12 protein-coding genes, 1 tRNA gene and 1 pseudogene are annotated in these 10,401 nt (G+C 71.9%); 7 read left to right on the forward strand and 7 right to left on the reverse strand.

The genetic code is table 11. The features are described from left to right. Positions 1 to 725: pseudogene (locus ABZU52_RS30035) on the reverse strand (ATP-dependent helicase); the annotation flags it as partial. A gap of 192 nt (positions 726 to 917) precedes the next feature. On the opposite strand from ABZU52_RS30035, the gene ABZU52_RS30040 reads away from it, so the two are divergent. Further along, complete coding sequence (locus ABZU52_RS30040) at positions 918 to 1,790, forward strand: carbohydrate kinase family protein (RefSeq protein ID WP_354974318.1); 873 nt, start codon at positions 918 to 920, stop codon at positions 1,788 to 1,790. A 26-nt stretch (positions 1,791 to 1,816) separates the two neighbouring features. Here the strand turns inward: ABZU52_RS30040 and ABZU52_RS30045 are convergent, their stop codons facing one another. Then, complete coding sequence (locus tag ABZU52_RS30045) at positions 1,817 to 2,335, reverse strand: DinB family protein (protein WP_354974319.1); 519 nt, start codon at positions 2,333 to 2,335, stop codon at positions 1,817 to 1,819. 82 nt (positions 2,336 to 2,417) lie between these two features. Here ABZU52_RS30045 and ABZU52_RS30050 point away from each other — a divergent pair, with 82 nt between their 5' ends. Then, on the forward strand, positions 2,418 to 2,624 hold the full coding sequence (locus ABZU52_RS30050; RefSeq protein ID WP_030488784.1) for a hypothetical protein: 207 nt from the start codon (positions 2,418 to 2,420) through the stop codon (positions 2,622 to 2,624). Positions 2,625 to 2,632: 8 nt separating this feature from the next. On the opposite strand, the gene ABZU52_RS30055 is transcribed toward ABZU52_RS30050, so the two are convergent. The 3 genes from ABZU52_RS30055 to ABZU52_RS30065 all read right to left on the reverse strand — a co-directional run bounded on the left by ABZU52_RS30055 (position 2,633) and on the right by ABZU52_RS30065 (position 5,133). Beyond that, positions 2,633 to 3,775 (reverse strand): polysaccharide pyruvyl transferase family protein, encoded by a 1,143-nt coding sequence (locus ABZU52_RS30055; protein ID WP_354974320.1) that lies wholly within the window; start codon positions 3,773 to 3,775, stop codon positions 2,633 to 2,635. 44 nt (positions 3,776 to 3,819) lie between these two features. Then, positions 3,820 to 4,344: an N-acetyltransferase gene (locus ABZU52_RS30060; RefSeq protein ID WP_354974321.1), complete on the reverse strand. Its 525-nt coding sequence runs from the start codon at positions 4,342 to 4,344 to the stop codon at positions 3,820 to 3,822. A gap of 126 nt (positions 4,345 to 4,470) precedes the next feature. Further along, on the reverse strand, positions 4,471 to 5,133 hold the full coding sequence (locus ABZU52_RS30065) for an HAD-IA family hydrolase (RefSeq protein ID WP_354974322.1): 663 nt from the start codon (positions 5,131 to 5,133) through the stop codon (positions 4,471 to 4,473). 208 nt (positions 5,134 to 5,341) lie between these two features. Between ABZU52_RS30065 and ABZU52_RS30070 the strand changes: the two genes are divergently transcribed. From ABZU52_RS30070 to ABZU52_RS30080, 3 genes are all read left to right on the forward strand, one after another. Next, positions 5,342 to 6,082 carry an SDR family oxidoreductase gene (locus tag ABZU52_RS30070; RefSeq protein WP_354974323.1) on the forward strand — a complete coding sequence of 247 codons (741 nt, stop codon included), beginning with the start codon at positions 5,342 to 5,344 and terminating at the stop codon, positions 6,080 to 6,082. Positions 6,083 to 6,174: 92 nt separating this feature from the next. Further along, positions 6,175 to 6,678 (forward strand): SigE family RNA polymerase sigma factor, encoded by a 504-nt coding sequence (locus ABZU52_RS30075; RefSeq protein WP_354974324.1) that lies wholly within the window; start codon positions 6,175 to 6,177, stop codon positions 6,676 to 6,678. After that, positions 6,675 to 8,051, forward strand: a complete 1,377-nt coding sequence (locus ABZU52_RS30080) for a hypothetical protein (protein WP_354974325.1) — start codon at positions 6,675 to 6,677, stop codon at positions 8,049 to 8,051. The genes ABZU52_RS30075 and ABZU52_RS30080 overlap by 4 nt, the downstream gene beginning before the upstream one ends. Here the strand turns inward: ABZU52_RS30080 and ABZU52_RS30085 are convergent. Further along, positions 8,045 to 8,599 carry a hypothetical protein gene (locus tag ABZU52_RS30085; protein ID WP_354974326.1) on the reverse strand — a complete coding sequence of 185 codons (555 nt, stop codon included), beginning with the start codon at positions 8,597 to 8,599 and terminating at the stop codon, positions 8,045 to 8,047. The genes ABZU52_RS30080 and ABZU52_RS30085 overlap by 7 nt on opposite strands. Positions 8,600 to 8,619: 20 nt before the next feature. On the opposite strand from ABZU52_RS30085, the gene ABZU52_RS30090 reads away from it, so the two are divergent. Continuing rightward, positions 8,620 to 9,111, forward strand: a complete 492-nt coding sequence (locus ABZU52_RS30090) for a hypothetical protein (protein ID WP_354974327.1) — start codon at positions 8,620 to 8,622, stop codon at positions 9,109 to 9,111. Positions 9,112 to 9,181: 70 nt separating this feature from the next. Beyond that, on the forward strand, positions 9,182 to 9,724 hold the full coding sequence (locus tag ABZU52_RS30095) for an ATP-binding protein (RefSeq protein WP_354974328.1): 543 nt from the start codon (positions 9,182 to 9,184) through the stop codon (positions 9,722 to 9,724). 330 nt (positions 9,725 to 10,054) lie between these two features. Here ABZU52_RS30095 and ABZU52_RS30100 read toward each other — a convergent pair. Continuing rightward, positions 10,055 to 10,182, reverse strand: a tRNA-OTHER gene (locus tag ABZU52_RS30100). Between the last annotated feature and the right edge of the window lie 219 nt (positions 10,183 to 10,401).

Below are 10,401 nucleotides of genomic sequence, written 5' to 3' on the forward strand. Positions count from 1 at the left end.
GGTGTAGCGACCGTGCGCGGCGGCCAGCACCGCGAACAGGTCAACGCGTCCAGTGCATCCGCGACCAGCCCGGCAGCGGTCAGCTCGGTAGCGGGCGGCAGGACGGCGGCTCGGGCGGCGGGGGGCAGGGCCAGCGCCAGCGATCGCACCCAGGCGGCGTCGGTGCCGGTCAGCAGCGGACGCCAGACCGCCTGCGCGGCAGCACCCGACGCCACCGCCGCGCCAGCGTCGGACGGCTGGTCGGCCACCGTCGTGCGTACGCCGGGGAGGACCCGGCCACGGGTCACCAGGTCGGCGGCGAAGTCGGCCAGCTCGGCGAGGTGCCGCAGGGTGGCCCCGGCCACCGCCGGGATGTCGTCCAGGGCTTGCAGCAGCGCCAGGGCGTCGTCCGGGGCGTACACCAGGGTGGGGACCCGCCACCCGGCCAGTGTGAGCCGGCCGCGGGCCGCAGGTGCGACGGTGGTCCGGATCAGCTCGGGTGAGTCGGTAGGCGCGCCCGCCAGGGTGGGCAGGGTGAGTAACGCGCTGTCCGGCCGGCTCGGCTCGGCGGCCTCGGCGAGGACGGCGGCCAGGTCGGTGTGCCCGGCGGCGAAGGGGTGCGGGCGTTCCCGGGCCGGCCGGCCCGAACGCGGTGCGGGAATCGGTGCGGCGCTGTCCTCGGCCCAGACGGCGAGGCCGCCGGTCGAGCTGCCGCTGGGCAACCACAGCCCGTGGATGACCAGCACCTGCTCCCCCTAGTACGCCGCCCGCCCCCAGGATAGGCGGCCCGCCAGGCCAGGCGTCCGCACCCACGCCGAACCTGCGCGGTCTTGCAGTTTGTGTCGACGTTCTGCGAGGAGTGCGCCTTTTGTCACCACCGAAAACGCAAGATCGCGGGGCGGTGGGGGTGATCGCGGGGATGGGCTAGCGTCGGCGCTGTGATCGATCTGTTGGTCCTTGGCGGGCTCGGGGTGGATGTACGGGTCCGGGTGCCCGCGCTGCCGTTGCCGGCTGCCGATTCCCACACCGTCGAGCCGATCGAGTTGCGGATCGGCAACACCGGCGCCGGGGTGGCGCTTGCCGCCCGAGCACTCGGCCTGCGGGTACTGGTGGTCGACACCCTCGGCGCGGACCCGGCCGGTGAGCTGGTCCGGGCGGCGCTGACCCGGGCCGGGGTTCCCGCCTTGCTGGCCGAGAGCCGGGCCGGCACCCGCCGGTCGGTGAACCTGGTGGACCCGGATGGGCGGCGCACGTCGCTGTACGACCCGCGCCCGTGGCAAGGTGCTCCACCGTTTTCCGTCCCGGAGCTGGCCGCCCTGGTGCGCGACGCCCGGCACGTACACCTCTCGATCATGGATTGGGCGGTGCCGCTGCTGCCCGCCGTGCGGGCTGCCATTCCGGTGGGCGTGGCGCTCTCCACCGACCTGCACGACTGGGACGGCGAGAACACCTACCATCAGCCGTTCGCCGAGGTCGCCGACCTGGTGCTGATGAGCGGGGTGCGGTTGGGCCACCGGGCCGCGTCGCTCGCCGGCACGCTGGTGCCCCGGACGGTGGTGGTGACCCGGGGCGCGGACGGAGCCGAGTTGTACCCGGGCGACGGCACTGTGGTGCCGGTGCCACCCGCCGCCCCGGCGACGCCGGTGGTGGACAGCAACGGGGCCGGCGACGCCTTCGCGGCCGGCCTGATCGCCGGCCGGTTACGCGGCGAGCCGCTGACCGAGGCGGCCCGGTACGCGGCGCGGGTCGCCGCTGCGGCCTGCACACACGACGGCATGGAGTATCCGCAGGGCCTGTTGCCCGCCGCCTGACGGACCGACGGCGTGACCGCCCCGGTTCAGATCGCGCCGACCTCGCCGTCGGTCAACTCGCGCAGGATGTCGGCGTGGCCCGCGTGCCGGGCCGTCTCCTCGATCAGGTGCACCAGAATCCAGCGCACCGACACCTCGCCGAGTTGCGGGTGCGGCACCACCTGGTCGAGGTCGACGCTCGCGATGACCGCCCGGGAACGGTCGCAGGCCCGCTCGTACGCCGCAACCAGCCCGGCGACGGTCTCCTGATCGCTGAGGGTGAAGCTGGCGACCGCATCCTCCGCGGAGGTCAGGTAGACGTCGCCGGGCTCGGGGGCGAGCAGGGTCGGGAACCAGTTCCGCTCGACCAGGGTCAGGTGCTTGACCAGCCCGGCGAGCGTGGTCGCCGAGGGCACCAGCCGGCGGCGGGCGTCGGCGTCGGAGAGACCGCGCAGTTTGCGCAGCAGCACGGCCCGGTGGAAGTCGAGGAACGAGGTCAGGATGGCGCGCTCGTCGCCGGTGCGGGCGAGCACCGGACCGAGCGTTGGATCGATCGTCTGCTCCATCCGCCGACCGTAGCCGCGGGCCGGGTCCGCCGCTGCCCCGCTATCCGCTGCGGGCAGGCGCTACGACGGGCAGGATGGGCGCATGGCTTCATCGGTGCAGATCCTTCTCGTCGGCGGCACGGCGGACGGGCAGACCATCACCGTCGAACTGGACAGCAACGGCCGTCCACCGCTGACCCACCATCACCTCGGCTCCGGTGGGCTGGCCGACGCGCAGATCTACGAGTTGGAGACCGCCCGCGAGGAGGCCCGCGAGTGGCGCTACCGGTGGACCGGCCCGGCGGTGTGACCGCCCACTCAGGCCCGGGTGAAGGTCTGGCTGCGCAAGCTCTCCAACACGCCACGGGTGACCTCCGAGGTGTACCGCGCCTGATCGCACACCTCCGCCACCCGTCGTGCGGTGGCCGCGGCGCGTTCCTCCCGCTCGTCCCAGAGTCGGTCGACCTCGGCCAGCAGCGGCCCCTCGACCTCCCGCTCCACGCCGCGTAGCGCCGGCACACCGAGCCGTTGGGCCAGGTCGAAGACCTTGCCGGCGTACGGCAGGGGCAGGAACGGCGTACCGACCATCGCCGCGAAGATCAGGAAGTGCAGCCGCATGCCGACGGCCAGGTCGAAGTGGCGCATCAGCCCGAGCACCTGCTGCGGAGAGTAGGTGCCGTGCAAAATCCGGCCCCGCTCGGCGGCGACCATGTGCGACAGCACTCCGTGGGCGTGCCGGATGTCGTCGCGCTCCATCGGCACGAACAGCACGTACGCGTCGATCCGGTGCACCAGGAAGTCGCCGATCTGGGCCAGCAGACGGTGGTAACCGTCCACGTCGAGGCGTTCGGCGGCCCGGCCCGGCTCCCGCACGCTTATCCCGACCAACCGCTTGCCGACCGGCACCCCCTCCTCGGCCAGCAGGTGGGCCGGGAACTCCTCCGGTTGCAGGAGGAACGCCGGGTCCGCGGTGACCGTGATCGGGTTGAGCAGGCCGGCCTCCTCCAGCACCATCCGGGACTCCTGGTCCCGGACGGTCACCTGGGTCGCGCTGGCGAGCGTCTCCCGGACCATGCCGGTGTCCACCGCGTCGCTGAGCGGCCCGACCCCCACCGCGTACGTGACCAGCGGCAGGCCCCGCTCCTGGGCGACCCGGACCACCCGCAGGTAACGGCGGGCCTCCCGGTCGTAGAGGATGCCGCCGCCGCCCAGGATGAGCAGGTCGAGCTGGGCCAGGACCAGGGCCGAGTCGGTACGGCTCACGCCCTCCCAGGGCACCGCTTCGACGTCCGGGTGGGCGGCCCGGGTGTGCTCCGGGTTCCGGGAGAAGACGATGATTCGGCCGTTCGGCTCCTGCGCCCGGAGATCGGCGAGCAGGCCGGTGAGGATCGCCTCGTCGCCGAGATTTCGCCCACCGTACGAGCCGAGCACACCGATGGTCAGTCCGGCGCCGTGCGTCATCCGTCGCTCCTCCCCAGGTGCGGTCCGCGCCGGTTTCCCGTTGGTCAGGTGAACAGTCCTGCCCAGGTGACCGGTCCGGGCCGCCGCCAGCTCAGCGCCGGGGTGATTGGTTTCGCCATCTGCTGCGAGGTGACCTCGAAGCCCAGACTGCGGTACAGGCCCACCGCCACGGTGTTCGCGCCGAAGACGTTCAGGCCCAGCTCCGACACGCCGCGCTGGGCGAGTTCAGCCTCGATGAGCTGGATCATCCGCCGTGCGTGCCCGCGCCCCCGGTGCTCCTCGTGCACCTCGATGTTGTGGATCCACCCCTGGTGCGGGGCGGCGGCCGTCGGCAGGGTCACCCAGATCCAGCCGACCTCGGTGTCACCGACCCGGGCCGTCCGCAGCAGCGCCCCCTCAGTGGCCACGCCCGCCGGCAGCGACTCCCGGATCTGGTTGGCCGACCGCTCGAGGGCCGCCTCCGGGGTCATCCCCCGGTGCGCCACCAGGTCGTCGGCGTACCCCTGCTCCAGTGACCCCAGCAAACGGGCCAGCTCCGGTGCCGTCATCGGCGTCAATGTCAGCTCCACCGCGTCTCCCCTTTCTCGTCGCCAGCGGTAGTGCAGCAGAACCGGCCGATGCACGCCAACGGGCTCCCCGGCCGGGCACCGCCGTCCGCCTGACCAGACGGAGCACCGGTTGACCCTTCCGGCGGGTCAGCGTGCCGTCGGCGTCGACTCCAGTTGACGTGCCAGCTGCGCCAGGTCGTCGAGGCGTAGGTCGCCGTCGAGGCCCTTCAGCGCGGCGGTCATCGCACCGGCCGCCCGCCCGGCCCGCAGGCCGACCTCGGCGTCCTCGACGACCAGACACCGCGCCACCGGTACGCCCAGCAGCGCCGCGCCCCGCAGGTAGCCCTCCGGGTCCGGCTTGCCGACGCGGACGTCCTGCACCGTGACGAGCACCGGCGGCTTGATGCCGGCGGCGCCGAGCCGGGCCTCGGCAAGCCGCACGTCGGCGCTGGTCACCACCGCCCACGGCAACCCCAGCCGGGCCAGCACGTTCAACAGTTCGTGCGCCCCGGGGATGGCCGTCACGTCGGACAGGTCGTCGTACTGCAACGCGAGCTGTCGTGCCGCAGCGATGGCCACCGCGCTGTCATCGAGCGCTGGCAGCAGTCGGCGGACGGTCCGGTCGGCGGGGCTGCCGTGCGCGATCGCCAACGCCGCCGCCGGGTCGACGGCGTACTCGCCGGCCCACCGCTCCCAGGCCCGATCCACGGCGGCGTCGGAGTCGACCAGGGTGCCATCCATGTCGAACAGCACCGCGCCAATGCCCGCCAGTTCCACCAGCACACTCCCCTCGCAGGTTGACGCGGCCACCCTCCCCCACCTCGCAAGATCCGCGCAACTTCGGTGATCCTGCTGTCTCGTCGCCTAGTGAGGCAGCAGGATCCGTGACATTGCGCGGATCATGGCGGCAGGCCGGGTCGGCAGGCCGTCGAGGATCGCGGGTATCGGACCTGGCGGTCGGAGCGAGGCGTCCGATGGCCGCCAGACACGAGGCCGCCGTGGACGAATGATCGTTTGCATGACGACACTCAACGACAAGGTCGCCCTGGTGACCGGGGGTTCCCGAGGCATCGGGGCTGGCATCGCCCTGCGCCTGGCACAGGACGGGGCCGACGTGGCGCTGACCTACCGGCAGGACGCCGAGCGGGCCGCGCTCGTGGTGAAGCAGATCGAGGCGCTGGGCCGACGGGCGCTGGCAATCCAGGCGGACGGCGCCGACCCGGCCGCTGTGCAGGGTGCGGTCGACCGGGCGGCCGCCGAACTGGGTCGGCTGGACATCCTGGTGAACAACGCCGCGGTGTTCACGGTCGGCGCCATGGACGAGCTTGGCTCGGCAGAGGTGGAGCAGACGATCGCGGTCAACATCCGGGCACCGTACGTCGCCGCGCGGGCGGCGCTGCGGCACCTGGGCGAGGGCGGACGGATCATCAGCATCGGCAGCAACGTCGGTGAACGGGCGGTCTTTCCCGGGCTGACGCTGTACGCGATGAGCAAGACGGCTCTGGTCGGGCTGACCCGGGGACTGGCCCGTGAGCTGGGCCCACGGGCCATCACCGTCAACCTGGTCAACCCCGGGCCAACGGACACCGACGCCAACCCGGCGGACGGACCGAACGCGGCGGCGATAAGCGGATTCACCGCCGTCGGCCGGTACGCTCGCCCGGCCGAAATCGCCGCCACCGTCGCGCACCTGGCCAGCCCCGAGGCCGGCTACCTGACCGGTGCGGTGGTCAACGTGGACGGCGGCTTCACCAGCTGAGGAGCCCGGGCGGTGCCGCCGCGCCATCCGGCGCCGCCCGGCCTCAACCATCTCCTGGGCGGGAGACGTTTCTCCTGTACGAGGGGGTGGGCATGGTCGAGTCGTTCCACGAGTTCGTGGTGCATCGTTCGCCGGCTCTGTGTCGAACTGCCTACCTGCTCACCGGTGATCACCAGCTCGCCGAGGATCTGGTGCAGACCGCCCTCGCCCGGACCTACCGGCACTGGCGACGCGTCCGCGACGGCAACCCGGAGGCGTACGTCCGTCGGGTCATGTACCACCAACAGGTCTCCTGGTGGCGACGCCGTCGGCTCGTCGAGCGGCTGGAGCCGGCGCCCACCGAACCGGCCGACGTGGATCACAGCGAGGCCATCACGCTGCGGCTGGCCCTGAACGCGGCACTGCGCCAGCTCAGCCCCCGTCAGCGGGCGGTGATCGTGCTGCGCTACTACGAGGACCTGACCGAGGCCCAGGTCGCCGAGGCGCTGGGCTGCTCGATCGGCACGGTGAAGCGGCACGGCCACGACGGGCTGCGCCGGCTGCGGGCCGCCGCTCCGGAGCTGGTGCAGGACACCGCCGAGAGGAGCACCCGATGACCAGCCAACTGCGTGACGCGCTGCGGGCCACCGCCGAGGACGTACCCACCTACCCGGTGTACGAGCGCGCTCTCGCCACCGCCCGTCGTTCCCACCGTCGTCGACTGGTCGCCGCTGCCGCGACAGTGGTGCTGGTCGCGCTGGCCGGGGTGACGGTGCCGCTGACCCGTACCCCTGCCCTCGACCCCGCCGGCGCGGACGCCGCGCTGCCCGACCGGCTCGGCCTGCCGCCGATCGGCACGCTGCACGTCACCGACCGTCCCCGGATCGGGGCCGCCTCGGTCATCTTCAGCGGCACCGCGCCACGCCTGCGCGGCTGGATCGACACGAGCATCATCGGGCTGGTCGGCGCGGACTCCGACCACTACCGGATCATGCGGGTGGGTGGGGAGGCGGCGGCGGGCGAGACGGTTTACCTCTCCCCGGACGGCCAGCAGCTGGCCCGACCCGACGGCGACGAGGACGAGCCCGGCGTCGACGTCGTCGACCTGGCCACCGGCCGGACCCGGCACCTCAAGTCCAGCGTCACCAACACCGTGGCGAGCACCCCGGTCGGCTGGTCCGCCGACAGCGCGTCGCTGGTCGTCCGGGACGACGTACCGGTCGCCTTCGACGGAGCCACCTACACGTCGGTGCTGAGCATCGTCTCCGTGGATGGTGGCCGCTGGACCAGGTTGGCGTCCGGCGCAGAGGAGGCGCGCTTCGGGTCAACCGTCGCCGCCGCCCCCAACCGGCTGGCCTACCAGTACGGCCGCACCGTCGCGGTGACCGACGGGCAGGGTCGGGAACTGTCCTCGTTCCTCCTCCCCGACGAAGCCTGGCTGGCCGGCAAGGGTGCGTGGGGCCCGGGCGGCGCCACCCTGACGGTGGCCACCCGACGGCCGGCCACCGGCGAGTGGACACTGCGCCAGGTCGACCCCCGTACCGGGCGCGACGGCGAGCCACTACGGCTGCCCGCCGTGACCGGGATGCTCTCCATCCGGCTGCTCGGCTGGGCGCCGGACGGATCCGCGCTGGTGGCCGCCTACCAGCAGGACCCCGACGCGGCCGAGCCTCCGCTGGAGGAGCAGACCGGGCCGCCCGCGACGGCCGAGCAGGTGAGCAGCGTACGGGTGCTGGCGCTCACGCCCGGTGCCACCGCACCACGGACCGTGCTGACCGCGCCCGCCCAGGTGGACGCCGTCGACGTCGCCGATCAGGTGATCCGCGCCGGACGGGTCCGCGACGCAGAGCCGCCGGGCGGGGTGGGTGCGCGGTTCTGGCTCTGGACCGGACTGGTGACGGCGCTCGTCGCCGGGGCTGTCCGCTACCTCGCCCGCAGACGGATTCGGCGGTGGCTCGATGATCGGCGGGCGCGCGCCAGCGGCTACTGAGAGCCGTCGGAATCCAACACCGGGCGTACCGCGTCGACGAACGAGATCCGGCGATTCGTCCGTACCTCGATCGCCGCCAGCCAACGCTCCCGGTGCCGGTCGCGCAGCGGCGCACCCCCGTCGCCAGGCTCGTCGCCGAGCCGGCGCTGGTCCGCGTACTCCGTGGTGAGGCTGGTCAACACGGCCCGGCCGGCCGCCGCGACCTCCGCCGGGCCCTCCAGCAACACCAGGTTGTACGCCTCGTCCACGGCGCGCATCGCCACGTACGCCTCGTCGTAGCCGGGCACCGGCTCACTCCTGTCGGCGTCCAGCCACCGCCGGTCCAACTGCCGGTACGCCTGGTCGCAGGCGCCCAGGAACCCGACGTACGCGTCCCGCCGCAGCTCACCCCGGCGCGTCGCCCGGCGCTCGACACTCTCCTGTCGGGCCACGGTGAGCTGATGGGCCAGTTGCCGACGGGTGCTGAACGCGCCGACCAGCCCGGTGAGGGCGGCGGCGGCCAAGGTGGACAGTGAAGTGATCAGCGCGACGGCGACGGTGTCCTGCACCCGCCCATCATGGCGCGAGCGTGGTCACCGGCAAGCGCTACCGTGAGGCCGTGGCCGAGATGTCGCTGACCTGGACGCTGCACAACTACGGCTGGGTCATCTGCCGGGTGGCCGATCCACGTGCGGAAGCCGAGGCCGTCGCGTCCTACGTGACCGACGCTCCCGAGCAGCTGCTGACCGCGGTGGCCACCATCGTCCTGGGCGCGGCGACCGCCCGCGTCGAGTTTCAGGCCGAGCCGACCGTCTACCGGTGGACCTTTCAGCGCCGTGGCCCGGATGTCGAGATCCGCCTTCTCCGGGTGCTCACCGACCGCCTACCCGACGAGGCCGGGACGCTCATCTGGGCGAGCAGCCAACCCGTCGACGCCCTCGCGCGAGTCGTCGTACGCGCCTTCGACGCCGTCGCCGCCCAGCACGGTGCGGTCGGTTACGAAAAGGCGTGGGGCCGCCCGTTCCCGGAGCGGGAACTGACGGCCCTGCGGGCCGCCTGGCGCCAGAACAGGCCAGGCTGACAGGTCACGGGTCGGCGCTGCTGTCGAGCACACACCCCAGTGGCAGCTAGAGCGCGTCTATGGTGGTCGCATGCAGCCGCCACCCGTGGTCTACCTGCTCGTCGGCTTACCTGGCTCGGGAAAATCAACCTATGCCCGCATGCTTGAACGCGATGGGGTGCTGCGGCTGTCAGTGGATGAGCAGATGATGACGCGCCACGGACGGCTCGGGAAGGACTACCCCACAGAGCAGCACCTGGACATGCTAGGCCCCGTGGTGGACGCGGTTCGTCGGCAGCTCATCACGGCGGTCAAGTCCGGTCATACGGTCGTTCTCGATCACGGACTCGGCCGACGCAGCGAGCGCGACGAGTACAAGCAACTCGTAACAACCCTCGGTGCGACGTGGCGCCTGTTGCACTTCCAGGTCGAACGAGATGAGCTGCTACGGCGGCTGGCAGCCCGCAACGAAGACCCTGGGTATGGAGTGATCGACCCAGAAGTCCTGGACTGGATCGCCACCACTTCGGAGGAACCACACGAGGAAGGCGAAGAGATTTTCCGGCCCGGCGACCTCAAGGATCCGGTAGGACAGCTAGCCCCAGGCCACACGGAGACCATGAGGGTGAGTTGAAGCGGAACTAAGAGCCGCTGTCCCACCGCCAGCGGGAACAGCGCTCGACGCCTGTTCACACGCCGTCCCCGGTCGCCAGCCTTGGTGGCTGGTTGACAACGTTTGACAGTGTCTTGTGCCCCGTATGTGCCCCGCACCTTCGGAGGTGGCCACCGTTCGGACTCTGAAAGACTGCCGCCATGCCGAGCTGACGCCAGGCGACCCCCTGCAGGCCCAGGACTTGCCGGCAGACGTACCCGTTGCTGTTGCGTCCTTCGTCCAGGACAGTCCGCTGACGTCCGTCCCGATCGTCACCCAAGTAGTCACCCAGCTGTCCTGGGCGACTGCGAGCGGACCGAAGGGGATTCGAACCCCCGGTGGGGCATGGCACGCCAGCGGCCCCACACGCCTTCGAGCCGCCGCGCGGGCACGGCACCCGGCATCTCAGCGCTGCAATAACCCGGCTCTGCCACCGGTCCGCCGACAGTCTGCCCTCGACACTGTCAGCTTGGAAATCAGATTGACCTGCACGGCGGGCGATCTTCGAGAGCGGCGCGGCCACTGGCAGACGCTCGTTATGCCACCGAAACCCGAGTCCTGGCCGTGAGCTACCCCCGTTTTCATGGAGCTTCGTAATCATGGTCTGATGGCCATGGGGAGGAAGTTTCTGTGGCGGCACCGAAGAAGTACCCCGATGA

Origin of the sequence: Micromonospora sp. NPDC005220, from assembly GCF_040607895.1 — a bacterium.
Taxonomy (GTDB): Bacteria; Actinomycetota; Actinomycetes; order Mycobacteriales; family Micromonosporaceae; genus Micromonospora.

Excerpts from the sequence above, each read along its gene's own strand:
- ABZU52_RS30050 (WP_030488784.1), top strand. The coding sequence starts at position 2,418 with ATGGCTTCATCGGTGCAGATCCTTCTCGTCGGCGGCACGGCGGACGGG.
- ABZU52_RS30070 (WP_354974323.1), top strand. The coding sequence starts at position 5,342 with ATGACGACACTCAACGACAAGGTCGCCCTGGTGACCGGGGGTTCCCGA.
- ABZU52_RS30080 (WP_354974325.1), top strand. The coding sequence starts at position 6,675 with ATGACCAGCCAACTGCGTGACGCGCTGCGGGCCACCGCCGAGGACGTA.
- ABZU52_RS30045 (WP_354974319.1), bottom strand. The coding sequence starts at position 2,335 with ATGGAGCAGACGATCGATCCAACGCTCGGTCCGGTGCTCGCCCGCACC.
- ABZU52_RS30055 (WP_354974320.1), bottom strand. The coding sequence starts at position 3,775 with ATGACGCACGGCGCCGGACTGACCATCGGTGTGCTCGGCTCGTACGGT.
- ABZU52_RS30075 (WP_354974324.1), top strand. The coding sequence starts at position 6,175 with ATGGTCGAGTCGTTCCACGAGTTCGTGGTGCATCGTTCGCCGGCTCTG.
- ABZU52_RS30095 (WP_354974328.1), top strand. The coding sequence starts at position 9,182 with ATGCAGCCGCCACCCGTGGTCTACCTGCTCGTCGGCTTACCTGGCTCG.